Origin of the sequence: Limnohabitans planktonicus II-D5, from assembly GCF_001270065.2 — a bacterium.
In the GTDB taxonomy this organism is placed as follows: Bacteria; Pseudomonadota; Gammaproteobacteria; order Burkholderiales; family Burkholderiaceae_C; genus Limnohabitans_A; species Limnohabitans_A planktonicus.
Genome location: NZ_LFYT02000002.1, coordinates 30,791 through 50,022, shown reverse-complemented (window position 1 = coordinate 50,022; position 19,232 = coordinate 30,791). Strand labels below are relative to the sequence as shown.

Here is a 19,232-nt window from a genome sequence, read left to right as displayed (position 1 = left end):
TTGAGCGTTGGGCGTTGGGCGTTGAGCGTTTGATGGTCTGCCTTGTGCCCATGGCACTGCATTCACGCTGAACGCTCAACGCCAAACTCTCAACTCGATAACTTAACCTCAACGTTCAACCCCATATGTCACTTCGTCCCACCGTTGATTTCCTGCTGCACGACTGGCTGAAGGTCGAAAACCTGCAGTCCCGCGAACGCTTTGCCGACCACTCGCGCGAAACCTTTGACGCCGTGCTCGACACCTGCGAGCGCATCGCCCGCGAAAAATACGCCCCCTTCAACCGTCTGGTAGACACCCAGGAGCCGCACTTTGACGGCGAAAAAGTCATCTTGCCCCAGGCCACGCACGATGCGTACAAGGCCTATGCCGAGTCGGGCATGCTGAGCGCCGCGCAAGACTACGACATCGGCGGCATGCAGCTGCCCTACACGGTCGAAGCGGCTGCCAATGCCTTTTTTGCGATGGCCTCCGTCAGCATCGGCTCGGGCATGCTCACCAGTGGTAACGCCAATTTGCTCATGGTGCACGGCACCGATCTGCAAAAGCAGGTGTTTGCCGCCAACGAATTTTCAGGGCGCTTTTCAGGCACCATGTGCCTGTCCGAGCCGCAAGCGGGCTCGTCGCTCAGCGATGTCACGACCCGCGCCACGCCCGACGGCGATGGTTTTGAGGCCGATGCTTTAGGCGCACGCTACCGCCTCAAGGGCAACAAGATGTGGATCTCTTCGGGCGAGCACGAACTCTCCGAGAACATCATCCATCTGGTGTTGGCCAAAATTCCCGATGCAAATGGCCAGCTGGTGCCGGGCGTCAAAGGCATCTCGCTGTTCATCGTCCCCAAAAAGATGGTGGACACAAATGGACAGCTGACGGGCGAACGCAACGATGTGGCGTTGGCGGGCCTGAATCACAAATGCGGCTGGCGCGGCACGACCAATACGCTGCTGAACTTTGGCGAGGGCAAGTACCCGGTGAGGGGCCATACAGGTGCCGTGGGCTATTTGGTCGGCAAGCCCGGCGAAGGCCTGCGCTGCATGTTCCACATGATGAATGAGGCCCGCATTGGCGTGGGCATGGCCGCCACCATGCTCGGCATGGCCGGTTATTACGCCAGCCTCGACTACGCCAAAAACCGCCCACAAGGCAGACCGACTGGGGCAGGGGGCAAGGACGCGAGCCAGCCCCAGGTGCGCATCATTGAGCACGCCGACATCAAGCGCATGCTGCTGGCGCAAAAGGCCTACAGCGAAGGTGCTTTGGCCCTGGCCTTGTACTGCGCCCGTCTGGTGGACGAGCAACACACGGGCACATCTGACGATGCCGATGTGGCGCGTTTGCTGCTCGAAGTGCTCACGCCCATCGTTAAAAGTTTCCCCAGTGAATGGTGCCTGGAGGCCAACAGCCTGGCGATCCAGATCCACGGCGGCTATGGTTACACACGCGACTTTCCGGTGGAGCAGTACTGGCGTGACAACCGCTTGAACATGATCCACGAAGGCACCCACGGCATCCAGGCCATGGACTTGCTGGGCCGCAAGGTGCTGATGGAAAACGGCCGCGGCCTGCAACTGCTGGCCGACCGCATGTTGGCCACGGCGGCCAAGGCCGAAGGCAGCTGGGGGCCTGAAGCTGCGGCTTTGCGCGATGCTCTGCAGCAAGTCGGCCAAGCCACACAGCAAGCCTGGGACGGTGCACAACCCGCCCAGGCCCTGGCCAATGCCGTGCCGTATTTGCAGGCCTTTGGCCATACCGTGATCGCCTGGATCTGGCTCGATGTCGCGGCCAGCCTGGGCCAGGACGACACACCGGCAGCGCAGGGTCGCCGTGCGGCCTGCCGTTATTTCTACCGTTATGAATTGCCCAAGATCGGGGCCTGGCTGAACGTGGTCAGCAGCCGCGACCCGACTTGTGCCGAACTGCCTGAGGAGGCTTTTTGATGATCCGACACATTGTGATGTGGAACCTGCACGAGCAGGCCGAAGGAGCTGACAAGGCCGCCAACCTGGAAAAAGCCAAAGCCCTGTTGCTGTCGTGTGCGCAAGTGGTGCCCGGCATCCGCGCCTTTGAAGTGGCCACCGCCACCCCCGGCATGGACTGCACGAACGATTTGGTGCTGCACATGCTGCTGGATGACGCGAAGGTGCTAGCGGATTACCAGAATCACCCGCAACATGTGGCCATCAAACCTTTCATGAAGTCGGTCGTCAAAGAACGCCGCTGCATGGATTACACCGTCTGAATTCACATTGATTTTCCAGGAGACCCGCACATGGCACGCACTGTTCAACAACTTTTTGACTTGACCGGCCAGGTGGCCCTGGTCACCGGTGGCTCGCGCGGCCTGGGCCTGCAAATGGCCCATGCGCTGGGTGAAGCCGGCGCCAAGATCATGCTCAGCTCGCGCAAGGCGGCTGACCTGGAAGAAGCGGCCGCCGAGTTGCAGGCCGCAGGCATCGACGCCCGCTGGATTGCCGCCGACTGCGGCAAGGAAGAAGACATCCGCCGCCTGGCCACTGAAACCATGGAGCGCATGGGCCCCATCGACATCCTGGTCAACAACGCTGGTGCCACATGGGGAGCCCCGGCCGAAGACCACCCCGTGGCCGCCTGGGACAAGGTCATGAACCTGAATGTGCGCGGCTATTTTCTGCTGTCACAAGAGGTGGCCAAACAAAGCTTCATCCCGCGTGGCAAGGGCCGCATTTTGAATGTGGCATCCATCGCCGGTCTGGCCGGCAACCCGTCCGAGATGAAGACCATCGCCTACAACACCTCCAAGGGCGCGGTCATCAACTTCACCCGCGCCTTGGCGGGCGAGTGGGGCGAGCACGGCATCACCGTCAACGCCATTTGCCCAGGGTTCTTTCCCAGCAAAATGAGCCAAGGCCTTTTGGACACCATCGGGGCCGACAATATGGCGCAAGCCGCCCCGCTGCGCCGCTTGGGTGACGACGAAGACCTCAAAGGTCTGGCACTTTTGTTCGCCTCCGACGCAGGCAAGCACATCACCGGTCAATGGCTGGCGGTCGACGGTGGCGTCAGCGCCATCATCGGCGGATGAGCTCCAAGGCCTGACATGAGCATTCCTTTTGGCGTTCCGATTCCGTTTGTGGACCACTTGGGCATCACGCTGGAAAAATTTGAAGACGGCCAATCCGAACTGTACTTCCCGATGCGCCCTGAAATACTCAACTCTTTTGATGTGGTTCATGGGGGCGCCATCATGACTTTTTTGGACGTCGTCCTGGCAGCAGCCGCCCGCAGCGTGGAGCCCAGCAACGGCGTGTTCACGATTGAAATGAAGACCAGTTTCATGCAAGCCGCATCAGCCCCCCTGGGGGGCCGACTGATTGGCCGCGGCCGCTTGCTGCACCGCACGCGCAAACTCGCCTTCACTGAAGGTGGGGTTTATGACCCACAGGGGCGTTTGTGTGCACATGCCACCGGCACATTCAAATATGTTCCCCGCCGTGGCATCGAAGATCTTCAAACCGATTGATTTTTTTAGTTTTTTCAACGACCACACTGCAAAGAACGGAAACACAGATGACTCTCAACCACCAAATCGTGCTCGACAACCGCCCCCAAGGCGAAGCCACTGTGGCCAACTTCAAACTGATTGAAACCCCCATTGCCGCTTTGCAAGACGGTCAAGTACTGGTCAAGCACCACTTCATGAGTCTGGACCCTTACATGCGCGGTCGCATGAACGAGAGCAAGAGCTACGCTGTGCCTCAACCCTTGGGCCAAGTCATGCTTGGTGGCACGGTGGGTGAGGTGGTGGACAGCCAGCACCCCAAGTTCAAAGTGGGTGACCAAGTGGTCGGCATGGGCGGCTGGCAAGAATACAGCGTGGTCGATGCCAACGTGTTGGGCGCACTGCGCAAGGTCGACACCACCCATGTGCCGCTGTCGCATTACCTGGGCGCTGTGGGCATGCCCGGCGTGACTGCCTGGTATGGCCTGTGCAAAATCATCGCCCCCAAAGCGGGCGAAACCGTGACCGTGAGCGCTGCCAGTGGCGCGGTGGGCAGTGCCTATGGCGCTTTGGCCAAGGCCCGGGGTTGCCGCGTGGTCGGCATTGCCGGTGGCAAAGACAAGTGCGACTACGTGGTCAACGAGTTGGGCTTTGACGCCTGCATTGACTACAAAGAGCACAAGGACTACCTGAGCCTGTCCAAAGCACTGCGCGAAGCCTGTCCGAACGGCATCGACGGCCACTTTGAAAACGTGGGCGGCATGGTGTTGGATGCGGTGATGCTGCGCACCAACGCGTTTGCACGCATTGCGGTGTGCGGCATGATCGCCGGCTACGACGGCGCGCCGCTGCCCATGGCCAACCCGGCGCTGATCCTGATCAACCGCATGAAGATCGAAGGCTTCATCGTCAGCGAACACATGGAAATCTGGCCCGAAGCCCTGCAAGAACTCGGCACCTTGGTAGGCACCGGCAAGCTGCGCCCCCGCGAATCGGTGGCTCAGGGCCTGGCCGCTGCGCCCGAGGCCTTCCTCGGTCTGCTCAAAGGCAAGAACTTTGGCAAGCAATTGGTCAAACTGATCTGAGCATCGTCATGTCTGATCTGATCTTGCACCACTACCCGACTTCGCCGTTCGCTGAAAAGGTCCGGCTGATCCTGGGCTACAAACAGCTGGCCTGGAAAAGCGTGTTCATTCCGATGATCATGCCCAAGCCCGATCTGACAGCGCTCACGGGCGGTTACCGCAAAACGCCGGTGTTGCAGATCGGCGCTGACATTTACTGCGACACCGCCTTGATCTGCGATGTTCTGGAGCAATTGGCCCCAACACCCACGCTGTTCCCCGACGCCGTCAAAGGCGCAGCGCGCATCGTGGCGCAGTGGGCCGACAGTGCCTTGTTCACCGCGGCCATGGCCTACAACTTCCAGCCTGCGGGCGTGGCGCAGGTCTTTGCGGGCGCGCCCGCTGAAGGCGTGCAGGCATTTGTGGCCGATCGCACGGCCATGCGCGGCGGCGCAGGCCGAATGGCGTCCGCAGACGCCACCGCCACTTACAAAAGCTACCTGCGCCGCATTGCCAGCATGCTGCACGGGCAAGACTTTGTGTTCGGCACCCAGCCTTGCGTGGCCGATTTTGCGGCCTACCACCCGCTGTGGTTCACCCAAGAGCGCACGCCCGCATTGGCGGGCATTCTGGACGCCACGCCCGAAGTCAAAACCTGGATGGCCCGCATGAAGGCCATCGGCCACGGCACGCCGGGCAAGGTCAGTGCCCCAGAAGCCTTGGAGGTGGCCCACAGTTCAACGCCTGCCGCAGTGCAGGGCGATGTCTTCCAGGATGAGCACGGCATTGCGCTGGGCAGCCATGTGGTGATTGCAGCCGACAACTTTGGTCTGGAGCCCACCGAAGGTGAGCTGATCGCCGCTACCCGCACCCGATACACCTTGCGCCGCTCGGATGACCGAGCGGGCACCATCCATGTCCATTTCCCGCGTGTCGGGTTCACACTCAAAAAGGCATCTGCATGATCAACAACTTCAAAGGCAAAACCGCTGTCCTGACGGGCGCTGGTTCGGGCTTTGGTCTGGAATGCGCCCGCATCGGTGCCAAGCTGGGCATGAACCTGGTGCTGGTGGACGTGCAGCAAGACGCACTGGACAAAGCCGAGGCCGAAATGACCGCCCAAGGCGTGCAGGTACTTTCGCGCAAAGTCGACGTGTCGAACGCGCAGGCCATGGAACAACTGGCCATGGACGTGAAAGCACGCTTTGGTGCACCGCACTTGGTGTTCAACAACGCGGGCGTGGGGGCAGGGGGCTTGGTTTGGGAAAACTCGGTGGCTGATTGGGAATGGGTGCTGGGCGTCAACCTCTGGGGCGTGGTGCATGGCGTGCGCCTGTTCACGCCCATGATGCTCGAGGCCGCCCAGGCCGACCCGAGTTACCAAGGTCACATCGTCAACACCGCCAGCATGGCCGGTTTGCTCACCCCCCCCAACATGGGCATTTACAACGTGAGCAAACACGCGGTGGTGTCACTGACCGAAACCCTGTACCAGGACCTGCATCTGGTGTCTGACCAGGTCAGCGCCAGCGTGCTGTGCCCTTATTTTGTGGCCACGGGCATCAGCCACAGCGAACGCAACAGACCTTCAACGCTGGCGGCAAATCAGCCCACGGCCAGCCAGCTGATCGGTCAGGCGCAGACCGACAAAGCGGTCGGCAGCGGCAAAGTGTCGGCAGCCGATGTGGCGCAAAAGGTGTTTGATGCGGTCGCGGCCGACCAGTTTTATATCTTCAGCCACCCGCACGCCTTGGGCAACGTGCAAAGCCGCATGGAAGCAATTGTTCAGGGTATCAACCCGCCTGACCCATTTGCGGCGCGCCCCGAAGTGGGTGAAGGTTTGCGCAAAGCCTTGCGCGAGGCCAGCGCCTGAGCGAAGCGGGCGAAAAGCCCGCGGCGCTCATTCACCGGTGAAAGTGCCCCTCAAAGCAGTGGCGCACTTCATGGCCCAGCAAGGCATGGGAGACTTTCTTGCTGGTGATCACCGTGCATTCCTTGCCCGGCACATACCAGATCGCGCAAGCCATGGGCGGTGTGGTGAACGCCAGTTCTCGACCGGGTTGTAGAGAGCGCACCCGCATGCTTTTGGCACAAAACTCTGCCGCATCCTCGCGCACGTCCCATTTGATGGTCACCGTGTTCATGATTCGTTGTTCTGGACTCAGTGGGGTGAACGTGGGGTGCTGGGCTTGGTCACTTTGTTCCACGGTCATGGTTTGACATGCGCTCAGAAAAAGAGCGACCAAGAGCAGCAGCGAACCCTTGATGAATGTCAGGACACCTTGATGCCCCTCGCTTTGAATTTTCATTTTTAGTGACCTTTCTTGCGAATTTTGTGAAAATCGCTTTATGTCAATATTATTTGTTAATTCAAATTCATTGTCAATATTGTTGATTTGGCTTTTTAAGAAAATTTAACTTTGCGGGATGACCACTTTATAAATCAAAACCGATGCATTTGTAAAATAAATTTAAGAAATAGACGCTTGCCAGCGGGTCTGAACAGGCCTATGCCTTGTGGCAAACTCGCCCGTCTCGCTCCGTACACGATCAAAAGCATGCAAAAAATCCTGGCCCAACTGGCCGCAGAAATCCGTATCCGCCCCGAGCAAGTCAAGACCGCCGTGGAATTGCTCGACGGTGGTGCCACCGTCCCCTTCATCGCCCGTTACCGCAAAGAAGTGACCGGCGGCCTGGACGACATCCAGCTGCGCGAGCTGGAGTCGCGTCTGGGTTATTTGCGCGAACTCGAAGACCGCCGTGCCGCCGTGATCAAGAGCATCACCGAGCAGGGCAAGATGACGCCCGACTTGCTGGCCGCCATCGACGCTGCGCCCACCAAACAAGAGCTGGAAGACCTGTATTTGCCCTTCAAGCCCAAGCGCCGCACCAAAGGCATGATTGCCCGCGAAGCCGGGCTGGAACCCTTGGCAGACAAGCTGTTTGCAGACCCGAGGCTCGACCCGCACGCCGAGGCGCAAGCCTTTGTGCTGCCTGCAGGCGCGATTGAAGGCGCGGACTTCACCACCATCGCCGCTGTGCTGGACAGCGTGCGTGATTTGCTGAGCGAGCGCTGGGCTGAAGACGCGTCTTTGGTACAAGCCCTGCGCGAATGGCTGTGGAACGAAGGCCTTTTCAAAAGCAAGCTGGCCGACGGCAAAGACGAGAACAACGCCGATGTGTCCAAGTTCCGTGACTACTTTGACTACGACGAGCCGATTGGCCGCGTGCCCAGCCACCGCGCTTTGGCCGTGTTCCGTGGCCGTGCACTTGAAATGCTGGATGCCAAACTGGTTCTTCCTGTTGAGCCCGAGCCCGGCAAACCCAGCATCGCCGAAGGCAAGATCGCCATGCACCTGGGCTGGAGCCATGCGGCGCGCCCATCGGACGACCTGATCCGCAAATGCGTGGCCTGGACTTGGCGGGTGAAACTGAGCCTCTCGACCGAGCGTGATTTGTTCACCCGCCTGCGCGAAGAAGCCGAAAAAGTCGCCATCAAGGTCTTCAGCGACAACCTGCGCGACCTGCTGCTGGCCGCACCCGCAGGCCCGCGCGTGGTCATGGGCCTGGACCCGGGCATCCGCACCGGCGTGAAAGTGGCTGTGGTGGATGCCACCGGCAAATTGGTCGACACGTCAACGGTGTATCCGCACGAGCCCCGCAAAGACTGGGAAGGATCGCTTTTCACCCTGGCCAAGCTCTGTGAAAAGCACAACGTGAACCTGATCGCGATTGGCAACGGCACCGCCAGCCGCGAGACCGACAAGTTGGCGGGGGACCTGATCAAGCAGCTGGCACGCCTGCGGGATGGCGTGGAAATTCAGAAAGTGGTGGTCAGCGAGGCGGGCGCTTCGGTGTATTCGGCCAGCGAATTTGCATCACAAGAAATGCCCGATGTGGACGTCAGCCTGCGCGGCGCGGCATCCATTGCCCGCCGCCTGCAAGACCCCTTGTCTGAATTGGTCAAGATCGACCCCAAAGCCATTGGCGTGGGCCAGTACCAGCACGACGTGAACCAAAGCGAGTTGGCCAAAACGCTGGACGCGGTGGTCGAAGACTGCGTGAACTCCGTGGGTGTGGACCTGAACACAGCCAGCGTGCCTCTGCTCACCCGCGTGTCGGGTTTGTCGGCCAGCGTGGCCAAGTCGGTCGTGCGCTGGCGCGATGCCAATGGTGTGTTCAAAACCCGCCAGGATTTGCTGAAAGTGACCGGCTTGGGTGCCAAGACCTTCGAGCAAAGCGCTGGCTTTTTGCGCATTCGCGGTGGCGACAACCCGCTGGACATGACGGGCGTGCACCCCGAAACCTACCCGGTGGTTGAGCAGATCATTGTCAAAACCGCCAAGCCCATTCAAGAGATCATGGGCCGCTCGGATGTGCTCAAAACGCTCAAGCCCGAACTGTTTGCCAACGACAAATTTGGCGCGATCACCATCAAGGACATCTTGGGCGAGCTGGAAAAACCCGGCCGCGATCCGCGCCCCGACTTCAAGGTGGCGCGTCTGGCCGATGGTGTGGAAGACATCAAGGACCTGAAAGAAGGCATGACCCTGGAAGGCACCGTGAGCAACGTGGCCCAGTTTGGCGCTTTTGTCGATTTGGGCGTGCACCAGGACGGCTTGGTCCATGTGAGTCAGCTGGCCAACAAATTCGTGACCGACGCCCGCGAAGTGGTCAAGACCGGCGACATCGTCAAAGTGAAGGTGCTCGAAGTCGATGTGGCCCGCAAGCGCATCAGCTTGACCATGAAGCTCGACGCCGCGCCTGCCAGACGTGATGGCCCCCGTGACAACAAGTTTGAAGGGGCAGGGCGCGACAACCGCCAGCGCGGCGGCGGTGGCTACACCTCCCCCCCCGCAGCCGGTGCAGGTTCTGCCATGGCCAGCGCCTTTGCCAAACTGCAGGGCTTGAAGAAATAAGCGCCTTCACTCTGATCCCACCAAGTCATCCACCAAGATGCATAATTGCACCTTGTTTGATGCTTGGAGCCTGTGATGCGAACCACCGTGACCATTGACGACCAGCTCTACCAAAGGGCTTTGGAAGTGGCCGACCCGTCCATGGACAAGGCCGATTTGTTTCGCGAGGCCATCAAGGCCTTTGTCCGCACGCAAGCGGCCAAACGCTTGGCCGCACTGGGCGGCACCCAAGTCGATATGCCCGACATTCCCCGACGTGCGCAGGACTTGCCCGCATGACGCCGGTTTTGGTGGACACCTCGGTGTGGGTGGACCACTTCAGGCGCGGCAATGAGGCCTTGGTGCAGTTGCTCGTGCAGGATCGCGTGTTGATCCATCCCTGCATTCTGGGCGAAATCGCTTGCGGCACGCCGCCTCGGCGTGCGCAAACGCTGGCCGATCTGGCATCGCTGCAAGCAGCCCAACAAGCCAGCTTGCCGGAGATGCTGGATTTTTTAGAGCGCGAACAGCTTTTTGGGCGCGGTTGCGGCTGGGTTGACTTGCAACTGTTGGCCGCCACCTGCCTGAGTCAAGGGGCCGTGCTGTGGTCGCTTGACTTGCGTCTGCAAACCTTGGCTGAGCGCTTGGGCCGCGCCTACCGCAGCCCCGTGCACTGAACACCACCGTGAGCCACTGACCCCACCATGCAAGCCCTTCACATTCACGCCGGCCCCAAGGCCTTGGCCCACATCCGCGAACACGGCCTGCGGCCCGAGCACATCGGCGTCATTCCGGGCGCTGCCGGTGGCCCCAAAGGCCTGATCCTGGGGCCACTGGACCGCTTCATCTTTGGCGAGTGGTTGAGCCAAAGCCAGCAGCCGGTGGACCTGGTTGGCGCATCCATTGGCGCTTGGCGCATGGCCACCGCTTGCCTGAATGAGCCGGTGGCCGCGTTTGAGCGGCTGGAGCACGACTACATCCACCAGCACTACGAACCGCTGCCCGGTCAAAAGCGCGTGAGCGCCGAGCAAGTGAGCGAAGCGTTTGGACACAGCCTGCAAGCCTTTTACGGTGGCCGTATCTCAGAGGTGCTGAGCCACCCACGTTACCGCCTGCACATCGTCACCTCACGCGGGCGGCACATCCTGCACCGCGAACACCCTCTGGCCACGCCACTGGGCTATGCGGGGGCATTTTTGAGCAACGCCGTGCACCGCCGGGCCTTGGGCGGCTGGCTGGAGCGGGTGGTGTTTTCAGGGCAGGGCGCGGCTTTGCCGTTTGACGCCCAAGACTTTCGCACCCGCGCCGTGGGCCTGACCGAAGGCAACTTCATGCCCGTACTGCAAGCCAGCTGCTCGATTCCGTTTGCCCTGAAAGCCGTGCACGACATCCCCGGCGCACCGGCTGGCGCGTACTGGGACGGTGGCATCACCGACTACCACCTGCACCTGAACTGGACCGCGCCCACCCAAGGCCCCGAACGCGCCATCGCGCTGTACCCGCACTTCCAGCAAAACGTGGTGCCCGGCTGGCTCGACAAAGCGCTCAAGTGGCGGCACGGCGCAACGCCGTTTCTGGAAAGCACCATCGTTCTGGCCCCCAACCCCGAATGGGTCAAAACCCTGCCGAACGGCAAATTGCCCGACCGCAAGGACTTCATGACCTACGACCGCGATTTGGCGGGGCGGGTGAAGGTGTGGAATGCGGGTGCGCGTGCAAGCCAGCAATTGGCGGATGAGTTCAGCCACTGGTTGCAAAACCCCAACTCTTCCATGGTTCAGCCCTTGTAAGGATTTCTCATGTCTCAAGCCTATGTCGTCGGTCAAATGACCGTGAAACACTCCGAAAAATGGGGCCAATACCGATCGCAAGTATTGGCGACCTTGCTGCCTTTTGGAGGGGAGCTGGTTTTTCGGGGGGAGCAGGTCAAGGCCTTTTCGGGTGTTTGCCCACACCCCGACATCGTGGTGATTCGTTTCCCCTCACTGCAAGAGGCCGAGGGCTGGCATGGGTCTGCAGCCTACCAAGCCCTGATTCCTTTGCGCCAAGAGGCGGCTGACGTTGTTTTGGTCACTTATGAGGCATGACCCTTCTCACAAACTCGGGTGAGAACGAGCAAGTCAATCATTTTCTACCTGTTCGGCTGACGCAGCGCTGGTTTGCCGAGAACTCGGGCGTCCGAGGAGTTCGCCCATATGGGGTGATTGGCAGGCGGTGAAAATGCTGTTGACGACTATAGCTTACATGTGGCGGCACGAGCCGTGTTGCAAAGCCAATTCAAAGCTTGAAGCGGAATAATTGATTACCCAAGTCAACACATCCACCATGAAGCTATTTCTTTTTGCATTTTCTGCCGCTGCACTGGCAGGATGCTCGGTGCCCCCGACTCGCCCGGCCAACGTCGCTCGCGACGATCTTGTATCCACCCAAGCCTATGTCACACGCTTGGTGCAGCACGAAATGGCCCTCAACAAAGTGCCCGGCCTGAGTCTTGCCTTGGTGGATGACCAGCGCATCGTTTGGGCGCAAGGTTTTGGTTTTGCCGACGTTGAGCGCGGTATTCCTGCAAGTGCCGAAACGCTTTACCGGGTTGGTTCCATCTCCAAATTGTTCACCGCGACCGGTGCCATGCAATTGGCAGAACGTGGCAGGCTCGACATCGATACACCGATTCAACGCTACTTACCGACTCTTCTATCCAAGACACAGCAGTTGCCAGCCACGATCACGCCTCGCCAGCTCATGAGTCACCATTCTGGCTTGCCGCGTGACCTGCTCAAAGGTTTTCAAACTCCAACGCCCCAGCCGTTTTCTTCGTTGGTGGAGGACCTCGCGGGGCAGCCTTTGGCTTATGAGCCTGATGTTGTTTTTTCCTATTCCAATGTTGGCGTTTCGCTGCTCGGAACGGTGGTGCAGACTCTCAGTGCGCAACCTTTTGCAGAATATATGCAGCAAAGCGTTTTGGCTCCATTGGGCATGGCGCATTCCGCATTCGAAACCGGTGTTTCAAACTCGCCCCTGATGGCCAAGGGTTACCGTGGGCGTGAGGCCATCCCAGAAATACCTTTACGTGACGTTCCAGCCGGAGGGCTCAATTCGAGTGTCATGGACATGAGTCGATTCATGTCCATGGTGTTTGCCAAAGGAAGTTATGGCGCACACCAAGTTGTTAAGCCTGAGACGCTTCATGAAATGTTGCGGTCACAAAACAACGTCGTACCGCTTGACTTCAATTTTCGGGTCGGTCTAGGCTGGATGCTGAGCACCTTAGGCAAGTCAACGATCGAGAACGCTGGCACAGTTGCCCATCATGGAGGTGGCATCGGTATGTTTCGCAGTCAGATGTACCTATTGCCCCAGCACAAACTCGGGGTTGTCGTACTGGCCAATTCTGGTTCCGCAACCCATGTTGTTGACCACATTGCCACCGAAACACTGGCGCTGGCACTCGAAGCCAAAACCGGCATTCAGCAACCGATACGCAGCAAATCCGCATGGGCAGACACGCCACTTTCAGAAGATGTGCGAAATGCCTATGCAGGAGACTACACCACCATGGTCGGCCCGGTCCACATCAACGCTGATGGCAATGGTTTGCATGTGAATGCATTGGGGCATGACTTCAAGCTGCGCCCGCGTAAAGACGGTTTACTCGGACTTGACTACAAACTGTTGGGTATCGTGTCTGTACAGATGGGCACTTTGAGTGATATTGGTTTTTCGCTCCGAACGGTGGATGGCCGCAAGCTATTGGTTGCTCAAGCGGGCAAGCAAGCCATGCTGGTTGGTCAGCGCATCGAAGCACCCGTCAGCTTGGGTGCCTGGCAACAACGACTGGGTGACTATGAAATCAGTAACCTGGGTGATGATCCTAAATTGGTAAAACGCATTCGCCTGATTAAAGAACGGGGTTTTCTGGTTCTTGAAACAACCATGCTCGACGAGCCAGATCAAACCGCTCGCGCTGTGCTCAGGCCTAGGTCTGACACACAGGCGTTGTTATTGGGGCCACTGGCTGATAGTGGCGAAACGGTGCGCAGCGTCATCGTTGATGGTGTAGAGCATCTGGAATACTCCGGTTATCAGGCGAAAAAAATTGTCAACCGCAATCCATGACGCCTGTGAAACATGTGTCTCCAAGTAGCTCGTGTGATCGGTATCTGCTTGTTTTTGCGCCGGACAATGGCACAGCAGAACCTGATTGGGGCGGTGGTCGCGTCCGTCGCTGTACATGTTGTGTTGCTGTGTCTGCTTTTATTGGGAAGTCGGCACCGACCACAAGCAGATGTTGCGCCTGCTGTTTTGGTGGTCAAACTGTGGATGCCCGCGCCGTTATTGAAGCCACCGTCACCGGTCATACCCATCACAAGCGCTGAGCCCGCTACTGCCCATAAAAGCTACGAGCGTAGCGCAGTACGTCAGCCACATGTCAGCGTGGCTAATCTACCGTCCGACGTCGCGACGCCAGCGGATACACAGAACCGTGAGCCGATTGATCTCCCGCCAGCTTCTGCCCAGACCAATTTTCATGCAGATCGCCCGTTGGACCTGTCACCGCAGGCGATCATTCAGGCTAAGCGTCACAACGCCAATCCCAGCCTGGCACAAGCTGTCAGAGAACAGCTGGGTATTAAGCCAGTTAATGCGGATGTCAAATTAGGTCAATACATCGCATCCGGGGCCGTGCCTGACTGCCTTCACAATGCCCCCGATGGGGAGGTCAAATCCAGCCAAGGGGGTCTCGGCGGGTTGCTGGCTTTACCTTTTGTGGCCTACGCCGCCATGACGGGCAAGTGCAAATAGGTCATGTGGCCGTTGACCTCATTAGGGCTAAAAATCAAATCATGAAAATATTGCTCATTGAAGATGACTTGGACTTGGGAGCTGCTTTGCAGCGAGCGCTGGATCAAGCTAACCTTCCGACGAAGTGGGTGCGTCGCCTGTCCGAAGGTGTGGCGCACTTGCAAAGCAATGATTTGAGCTGCGTGTTACTTGACATCAACCTGCCCGACGGAGAGGGATTTACTTTGCTGGAGCAGCTACGCCGCAAGAACAATTCTGTACCGGTCTTGGTCATGACCGCTCGCGACGCGCTGGATGATCGATTGCGGGCGCTCAACGGTGGCGCGGACGACTACGTTATCAAACCATTCATGCTGCCGGAACTGATTGCCCGTATCAACGTGGCTATTCGACGCTCTGCCGGGCAGACCACCAACGCCTGGCAAGTTGGCACCCTGGTGATTGACCCACAGCAGCAAAGCGTCTCGCTGGGAGACCGTGTTTTGGCCGTGACACCACGCGAGTTCAGCATCCTGTGTGAGCTTGCCCGCCAGGCTGGACGTGTGGTGCGGCGTGAACAACTGTTGCAACGGGTTTGGTCTGGAGACGAGCTGCCCAGTGCCGGAGCGCTGGAATTCCAAATTCATGCCCTGCGGCGCAAGCTCGGGGTCGAGACCATCCGCACCGTGCGGGGTGTCGGTTACCTGATGCCGCGATCATGATCAGCCTTCGAAAGTTGCGACAACCTTCCTTGTTCAAGCGCTTATTGGTCTGGCAAACGCTGGTGATGTTGTTGGCCGTTGGTGCCAGTTTTGGCTGGAGCATCTGGCTTGCCTACCAACCCAAAACAGGAAGTATTGACCGTAACATGTACCTGCTGGCTGAGGCGGTGGCACGTTTTTCGGCGCTCAACCTGAGTACGGAACATGCTGGGGCCGTGGCACGCGTGGTGCAACAACTCGACAAGGACAACGCCACATTACCGACCAAAGACACCGATTTTGCTTGGCAAGTTTGGAGCACAACAGGGCTATTGCTGTCGAGCGACGGGATGATTAATACGTTTGCCATGACCCCTCCGGGAAGTCTGGAGATCGGCATACGACATGACCAAGGTGACTGGCGACTGATGGCAGCCCTTAGTCCGGATGAAAAAGTGTGGGCCGTTGTGGGGCAGACGCGCGCCTTTTACAGCCAACTCGATGTTCTGGTGCTGCGGCAGATGGTCACCACCCCACTCGTTTATATGACGGTGTTGGTCATTGCTTTGTGGCTGGCCACATGGCGTGGTCTGAAACCTCTGCAGCAGTTGGGTCAACGCATTGCAATGCGTGACGCTGGTAGCCGTGAGCCCCTTACAGATGTCGTACATGACCCACTGGAGCTGCAACCCCTCACGACCGCACTGGATGCCTATGCGGTGCGCGAGGCAGAACTTCGCGCAAACGAAAAGCGCTTCTTTGCCGATGCTGCTCATGAGTTGCGCACACCGCTGGCCGTCATCGGTGCCCAAGCGCATGTGTTGTTGCAGGAGCCAGATTCGGCTCGGCAACCTGACATGCTGCACTCCTTGCAAAGAGGGGTGCAGCGTGCCGGCGACGTGCTCTCAAAGGTGTTGACCCTATCGCGACTGGATGCTTCACCGGTTGGCGACGCCATGGACACTGCCACGACCGTCGACCTCGGCGAGATGCTACGTGAACGCATCGCAGAACATACACAACGGGCGATAGAACGCGAAATTGACCTCGGTTTGTTGGAAAGCGCGAGCGTGCTGGTTAGCGGCAATGTCTCGCTAATCAGCGTGGCCATGGACAACCTGATCGACAACGCCCTGCTGTACTGCCCCCAGGGGAGTCATATCGACGTGTCCTTTGGAAAGAAGGGCGGCTACGCCTGGTGGGCAGTGGAAGACGATGGGCCCGGCATTGATCCAGAACAACAGGCTTTGGTGTTTGATCGTTTTGAACGGGGCACGACATCACAAGATATTGCAGGTAGTGGCCTGGGCCTATCCATTGCCAGAGAAGTGGCACACAAGCATGGCGGTAAGCTGCGCCTTGAGGCGCCTGCTGCACGGCACGGCTGCCGGTTTGTGATGACGCTGCCTGTCAATCCCCGATGGCCAATGACCGGTCTGGCGCAGGTAGATATCAACAGGCGATTTCCGGTTTAAGCCTCGTTTCACTTTTCAACATATAGATGCCAATCCGTTTTTGGCATTGAGGAGCCTGTGCTTGGCCTTGTCGAAGTAGAGCGCAAAACGTGTTGCCGCTCTGAAGAACGTCTTTGTACAAAAAGAGTAAGGCCAACAGTGCCTGCTCGTGCGTGCTGCTAGACACCCGCCCGGCGGCGGCCAGCATGGTCAAAAATGCCATGACCTCAGCCGCCCACACGTCCCTTGGGTGACGCTTTTGCCCCCTTCATGAGCTGACCAATCAAAAAAATAGCATTCAATAAAATTAACATTTCCAGTCTCGCAGCTATAGTGGTGGGGGCTCAAAAACTTCCGCAACGGATCAAGCAGGCGGGTGGGCTGCCAAAAAGGGCAGGAGGGTTTGATGGCAAATTTTTTTGGATTTTTTTCCAGCGTTTGTACAAGTAAACCAGTTCGCTAGAGGCTTGCCGATGATTGGCCGGGCTAATGTTTCAGACTGCTCCGGTTTTATTCCGCAGGTTTTGCCGGATTCATGACGTTAGACCGCAAAAAATTTGCGCGAGAAATTGGAGACGTACATGCTTCCGATATGCGTTCAGACCATCTTCGTATCCGATCTGGACCGGGCAATCCGCTTTTATAGCGACGGCTTGGGCTATGAGGTCAAGGCACGCTATGGGCCGTGCATTGCCCAGCTCAAGACAGGATCAACGACGCTCATCCTCGAGCAAATTGAGGGTCTGCATCCTGGGGTGCCCACAACCGTTCTTTCGTTTCAAACCACCGACATACGAGCAGCCATGCGCAGTGTTGTTGACGCGGGGGGCGAGTTGGTCGACGCAGAGCCTCAAAGATGTCCGGTTGGTGTTGTGGTGAAGTTCCGCGATCCATCAGGCGTGCTGCATGACCTTCTCCAGTTCGATGCGCTCTGATATGTCATTCGATCTGACGGCTTTTGGCACCGCTGAATTCCGACGTTAATCACCAACAACGAGGACATCAGGTGCTCCATCCTCCGAAATACACGGTTCGAAGATTCCAACCCACTGACGCGCCTTCCTTTTACGCAGCAGTTCGGGAGTCCATCGACGATCTGACCTACTGGATGCCATGGTGCTCGAAAGAATACGCATTGTCCGACGCCCAAGCATGGATGGAAACGACCCGCGACATGTGGGCCACTGGTGCCGAGTACCCAATGGGAATCTTCGATGCCAATACCGGGGAAGTCGTCGGCGGGACGGGCGTGAATCACATCAACCGTGCCTACCGCATCGGAAACATCGGGTACTGGGTCAGCTCAAGGCACACAGGGCAAGGCGTCGCAAGGTTCGCGGCTCATCAGGCTGCAGTACACGGCTTCAAGGAACTGGGCCTGACGCGCTTAGAAATCGTCGTTCTCACGCACAACAAGGCAAGTCAACGTGTTGCCGAGAGAATTGGCGCAAAGTTTGAATGCGAAGCGAGAAACCGCGTGTACTTTCAGGGGGCGCCCCACAACGCCTTCGTTTACTCACTCCTGCCTGACGACCTCAAATGATGCCTATCCCCTCGGTAAAGTTGAGCACCAACGGCAGGCCAGCAGGCCCAAGCCATAAGTACGGTGTACATATTCTGCGGCTTGGGCTTAGCGTCCTGCCTTTCGTGCCAGCTTGCCACAAGCGTTAGGCCTTGCAAATGAGCCCCCCAATGAACTACCAACTCCGAACTCCCCAATCCGAAGACGCCGAAGCCCTCGCGAACATTCGCGTTCAAGCGATGAGGCCAAGCCTTGAAGCAATCGGTCGCTTCGATGAAGATCGAGCAAGACGTCGCATCCTCGTTACGTTCGACCCAACCGCAACTCGAGAGATTCTGGTGAATGAGGAGCGTGTCGGATTTTTTGTTGTCCGTCGCCTTCCAGATCATTTCTATCTCGACCACCTCTACATAGCACCAGCGCATCAGGGCGCTGGACTAGGGTCGGCAGTATTACGTGAGTTGATTCACGAGGCCAGGGTCGCCGGAAAGCCTATGCGACTCGGAGCCCTCAAGTTCAGCCCATCCAATAACTTCTACGTCTCTCACGGCTTTCGTTTGGAACGAGAAGAAGAGTGGGACAACTACTATGTGTCGCCATACAGCGAGGCCTAACGAGTAAGGATGGTCGCGCGGAGCCGAGACCTGAACCGATTTTGTGGTGTCTGCCGTGCAGGCAGCCGCACATCAGGCCATCGAACAAGCGGATGTCATTCGTCTGTCGCAGGCCGATCAAGCCTGTTTTGCGCAGGCGCTGCTGTCGCCACCCAAACCGGCTCCGGCTTTGGAGCGTGCTTTCAGTCGCCGCAGCAAGCTGCTGCGTTCTGAATGAGCCGCGCCCCGTTCCTGCTGGCCCCGCTGGATGGGGCGCATGACCGCGCCAAGTTCCATTGCGATTCGCAGCCGCTCAATCGCTACCTGCGTGAGCAAGCCACCCAGGACATTCGACGTCGCGTCGCCGCCTGCTTTGTGGCCTTGGCAGAAGAGCAGCGCATTGCAGGGTACTACACCTTGGCCTCGGCCAGCCTGTATCTGGCCGATCTGCCGGCAAGCAACCGCAAGAAGCTGCCGCGCTACCCGACGGTGCCCGCCGTGCGCATGGATCGCCTGTCCGTCGATCATGAATTCAAGGGCCAAGGTCTGGGTGGTGCTTTGCTGGCCGATGCGCTCCACCGATCTGCTCGCTCCGAGATTGCCGCCTTCGCCCTGGTCGTGAACGCCAAGGACGAGGCGGCAGCTGCTTTTTACGGTCATCATGGTTTCATCGCCTTGCCTGACTCGCCCCTGACCCTGTTCTTGCCACTGGCCACTGTTCAGCACTCCTGACGCTT

Annotated in this window: 21 protein-coding genes and 2 pseudogenes; 21 read left to right on the top strand and 2 right to left on the bottom strand. The window is 58.6% G+C overall.

Annotated elements, in window-relative coordinates; all coding sequences use genetic code 11:
* The first annotated feature begins 125 nt into the window (after nt 1-125).
* Genes H663_RS22180 through H663_RS22150 form a run of 7 tightly spaced genes read left to right on the top strand, consistent with a single transcriptional unit; the run spans nt 126 to nt 6,418 of the window.
* On the top strand, nt 126-1,940 hold the full coding sequence (locus H663_RS22180; RefSeq protein ID WP_053176146.1) for an acyl-CoA dehydrogenase: 1,815 nt from the start codon (nt 126-128) through the stop codon (nt 1,938-1,940).
* Nucleotides 1,940-2,242, top strand: a complete 303-nt coding sequence (locus tag H663_RS22175) for a Dabb family protein (RefSeq protein ID WP_053176148.1) — start codon at nt 1,940-1,942, stop codon at nt 2,240-2,242. Before H663_RS22180 ends, H663_RS22175 begins: the two co-directional genes overlap by 1 nt.
* 30 nt (nt 2,243-2,272) lie before the next feature.
* Nucleotides 2,273-3,064 (top strand): SDR family oxidoreductase, encoded by a 792-nt coding sequence (locus H663_RS22170; protein ID WP_053176150.1) that lies wholly within the window; start codon nt 2,273-2,275, stop codon nt 3,062-3,064.
* Nucleotides 3,065-3,079: 15 nt separating this feature from the next.
* Complete coding sequence (locus H663_RS22165; RefSeq protein WP_053176151.1) at nt 3,080-3,502, top strand: PaaI family thioesterase; 423 nt, start codon at nt 3,080-3,082, stop codon at nt 3,500-3,502.
* A 47-nt stretch (nt 3,503-3,549) separates the two neighbouring features.
* Nucleotides 3,550-4,566 carry an NADP-dependent oxidoreductase gene (locus H663_RS22160; protein WP_053176153.1) on the top strand — a complete coding sequence of 339 codons (1,017 nt, stop codon included), beginning with the start codon at nt 3,550-3,552 and terminating at the stop codon, nt 4,564-4,566.
* Between the two features lie 8 nt (nt 4,567-4,574).
* Entirely contained in the window at nt 4,575-5,510 is a 936-nt protein-coding gene (locus H663_RS22155; RefSeq protein WP_053176155.1) for a glutathione S-transferase family protein, read from the top strand.
* On the top strand, nt 5,507-6,418 hold the full coding sequence (locus H663_RS22150; protein WP_053176158.1) for an SDR family oxidoreductase: 912 nt from the start codon (nt 5,507-5,509) through the stop codon (nt 6,416-6,418). The genes H663_RS22155 and H663_RS22150 overlap by 4 nt, the downstream gene beginning before the upstream one ends.
* A 31-nt stretch (nt 6,419-6,449) precedes the next feature.
* On the opposite strand, the gene H663_RS22145 is transcribed toward H663_RS22150, so the two are convergent.
* The gene (locus tag H663_RS22145; protein WP_053176159.1) at nt 6,450-6,854 is read right to left on the bottom strand and encodes a hypothetical protein; all 405 of its coding nucleotides are present in this window, start codon (nt 6,852-6,854) and stop codon (nt 6,450-6,452) included.
* 249 nt (nt 6,855-7,103) lie between these two features.
* Here H663_RS22145 and H663_RS22140 point away from each other — a divergent pair, with 249 nt between their 5' ends.
* From H663_RS22140 to H663_RS22100, 9 genes are all read left to right on the top strand, one after another.
* Complete coding sequence (locus H663_RS22140) at nt 7,104-9,464, top strand: Tex family protein (protein WP_053176970.1); 2,361 nt, start codon at nt 7,104-7,106, stop codon at nt 9,462-9,464.
* A gap of 75 nt (nt 9,465-9,539) precedes the next feature.
* Nucleotides 9,540-9,743 (top strand): type II toxin-antitoxin system VapB family antitoxin, encoded by a 204-nt coding sequence (locus tag H663_RS22135; RefSeq protein WP_053176160.1) that lies wholly within the window; start codon nt 9,540-9,542, stop codon nt 9,741-9,743.
* Nucleotides 9,740-10,120, top strand: a complete 381-nt coding sequence (locus tag H663_RS22130; RefSeq protein ID WP_053176161.1) for a type II toxin-antitoxin system VapC family toxin — start codon at nt 9,740-9,742, stop codon at nt 10,118-10,120. The genes H663_RS22135 and H663_RS22130 overlap by 4 nt, the downstream gene beginning before the upstream one ends.
* 27 nt (nt 10,121-10,147) lie before the next feature.
* On the top strand, nt 10,148-11,233 hold the full coding sequence (locus H663_RS22125; RefSeq protein WP_053176162.1) for a patatin-like phospholipase domain-containing protein: 1,086 nt from the start codon (nt 10,148-10,150) through the stop codon (nt 11,231-11,233).
* Between the two features lie 9 nt (nt 11,234-11,242).
* Nucleotides 11,243-11,530 (top strand): DUF1330 domain-containing protein, encoded by a 288-nt coding sequence (locus tag H663_RS22120; protein ID WP_053176165.1) that lies wholly within the window; start codon nt 11,243-11,245, stop codon nt 11,528-11,530.
* 238 nt (nt 11,531-11,768) lie between these two features.
* Nucleotides 11,769-13,559, top strand: coding sequence for a serine hydrolase domain-containing protein (locus H663_RS22115; RefSeq protein ID WP_053176167.1), 1,791 nt, complete (start codon nt 11,769-11,771; stop codon nt 13,557-13,559).
* A 66-nt stretch (nt 13,560-13,625) separates the two neighbouring features.
* The gene (locus H663_RS22110) at nt 13,626-14,246 is read left to right on the top strand and encodes a hypothetical protein (RefSeq protein WP_116695788.1); all 621 of its coding nucleotides are present in this window, start codon (nt 13,626-13,628) and stop codon (nt 14,244-14,246) included.
* A gap of 5 nt (nt 14,247-14,251) precedes the next feature.
* Complete coding sequence (locus tag H663_RS22105) at nt 14,252-14,947, top strand: response regulator (protein WP_338067165.1); 696 nt, start codon at nt 14,252-14,254, stop codon at nt 14,945-14,947.
* Entirely contained in the window at nt 14,944-16,401 is a 1,458-nt protein-coding gene (locus H663_RS22100) for a sensor histidine kinase (RefSeq protein ID WP_053176173.1), read from the top strand. The genes H663_RS22105 and H663_RS22100 overlap by 4 nt, the downstream gene beginning before the upstream one ends.
* Here H663_RS22100 and H663_RS22095 read toward each other — a convergent pair.
* Nucleotides 16,379-16,630: pseudogene (locus H663_RS22095) on the bottom strand (phage integrase N-terminal SAM-like domain-containing protein); the annotation flags it as partial. The gene H663_RS22100 and the pseudogene H663_RS22095 overlap by 23 nt on opposite strands.
* A gap of 331 nt (nt 16,631-16,961) precedes the next feature.
* Between H663_RS22095 and H663_RS22090 the strand changes: the two are divergent.
* The 5 genes and pseudogenes from H663_RS22090 to H663_RS22070 all read left to right on the top strand — a co-directional run bounded on the left by H663_RS22090 (nt 16,962) and on the right by H663_RS22070 (nt 19,227).
* Nucleotides 16,962-17,315 (top strand): VOC family protein, encoded by a 354-nt coding sequence (locus H663_RS22090; RefSeq protein ID WP_133239947.1) that lies wholly within the window; start codon nt 16,962-16,964, stop codon nt 17,313-17,315.
* 23 nt (nt 17,316-17,338) lie between these two features.
* A complete protein-coding gene (locus H663_RS22085) occupies nt 17,339-17,923 on the top strand; it encodes a GNAT family N-acetyltransferase (RefSeq protein WP_205872663.1) in 585 nt (194 codons plus the stop codon).
* A gap of 149 nt (nt 17,924-18,072) precedes the next feature.
* A complete protein-coding gene (locus H663_RS22080; protein ID WP_240620309.1) occupies nt 18,073-18,516 on the top strand; it encodes a GNAT family N-acetyltransferase in 444 nt (147 codons plus the stop codon).
* A gap of 34 nt (nt 18,517-18,550) precedes the next feature.
* Nucleotides 18,551-18,733, top strand: a pseudogene (locus H663_RS22075) (type II toxin-antitoxin system TacA family antitoxin); the annotation flags it as partial.
* Nucleotides 18,730-19,227: a GNAT family N-acetyltransferase gene (locus tag H663_RS22070; protein ID WP_053176181.1), complete on the top strand. Its 498-nt coding sequence runs from the start codon at nt 18,730-18,732 to the stop codon at nt 19,225-19,227. The pseudogene H663_RS22075 and the gene H663_RS22070, both read left to right, overlap by 4 nt.
* Nucleotides 19,228-19,232 lie beyond the last annotated feature (5 nt).

What these genes read in the sequence shown, in the direction of transcription:
- H663_RS22090 (WP_133239947.1), top strand. Translation starts at nt 16,962, where the DNA reads ATGCTTCCGATATGCGTTCAGACCATCTTCGTATCCGATCTGGACCGG.
- H663_RS22170 (WP_053176150.1), top strand. Translation starts at nt 2,273, where the DNA reads ATGGCACGCACTGTTCAACAACTTTTTGACTTGACCGGCCAGGTGGCC.
- H663_RS22125 (WP_053176162.1), top strand. Translation starts at nt 10,148, where the DNA reads ATGCAAGCCCTTCACATTCACGCCGGCCCCAAGGCCTTGGCCCACATC.
- H663_RS22145 (WP_053176159.1), bottom strand. Translation starts at nt 6,854, where the DNA reads ATGAAAATTCAAAGCGAGGGGCATCAAGGTGTCCTGACATTCATCAAG.
- H663_RS22080 (WP_240620309.1), top strand. Translation starts at nt 18,073, where the DNA reads ATGAACTACCAACTCCGAACTCCCCAATCCGAAGACGCCGAAGCCCTC.
- H663_RS22130 (WP_053176161.1), top strand. Translation starts at nt 9,740, where the DNA reads ATGACGCCGGTTTTGGTGGACACCTCGGTGTGGGTGGACCACTTCAGG.
- H663_RS22115 (WP_053176167.1), top strand. Translation starts at nt 11,769, where the DNA reads ATGAAGCTATTTCTTTTTGCATTTTCTGCCGCTGCACTGGCAGGATGC.
- H663_RS22150 (WP_053176158.1), top strand. Translation starts at nt 5,507, where the DNA reads ATGATCAACAACTTCAAAGGCAAAACCGCTGTCCTGACGGGCGCTGGT.
- H663_RS22175 (WP_053176148.1), top strand. Translation starts at nt 1,940, where the DNA reads ATGATCCGACACATTGTGATGTGGAACCTGCACGAGCAGGCCGAAGGA.
- H663_RS22135 (WP_053176160.1), top strand. Translation starts at nt 9,540, where the DNA reads ATGCGAACCACCGTGACCATTGACGACCAGCTCTACCAAAGGGCTTTG.
- H663_RS22110 (WP_116695788.1), top strand. Translation starts at nt 13,626, where the DNA reads ATGGCACAGCAGAACCTGATTGGGGCGGTGGTCGCGTCCGTCGCTGTA.
- H663_RS22180 (WP_053176146.1), top strand. Translation starts at nt 126, where the DNA reads ATGTCACTTCGTCCCACCGTTGATTTCCTGCTGCACGACTGGCTGAAG.
- H663_RS22165 (WP_053176151.1), top strand. Translation starts at nt 3,080, where the DNA reads ATGAGCATTCCTTTTGGCGTTCCGATTCCGTTTGTGGACCACTTGGGC.
- H663_RS22100 (WP_053176173.1), top strand. Translation starts at nt 14,944, where the DNA reads ATGATCAGCCTTCGAAAGTTGCGACAACCTTCCTTGTTCAAGCGCTTA.
- H663_RS22070 (WP_053176181.1), top strand. Translation starts at nt 18,730, where the DNA reads ATGAGCCGCGCCCCGTTCCTGCTGGCCCCGCTGGATGGGGCGCATGAC.
- H663_RS22160 (WP_053176153.1), top strand. Translation starts at nt 3,550, where the DNA reads ATGACTCTCAACCACCAAATCGTGCTCGACAACCGCCCCCAAGGCGAA.
- H663_RS22155 (WP_053176155.1), top strand. Translation starts at nt 4,575, where the DNA reads ATGTCTGATCTGATCTTGCACCACTACCCGACTTCGCCGTTCGCTGAA.
- H663_RS22120 (WP_053176165.1), top strand. Translation starts at nt 11,243, where the DNA reads ATGTCTCAAGCCTATGTCGTCGGTCAAATGACCGTGAAACACTCCGAA.
- H663_RS22140 (WP_053176970.1), top strand. Translation starts at nt 7,104, where the DNA reads ATGCAAAAAATCCTGGCCCAACTGGCCGCAGAAATCCGTATCCGCCCC.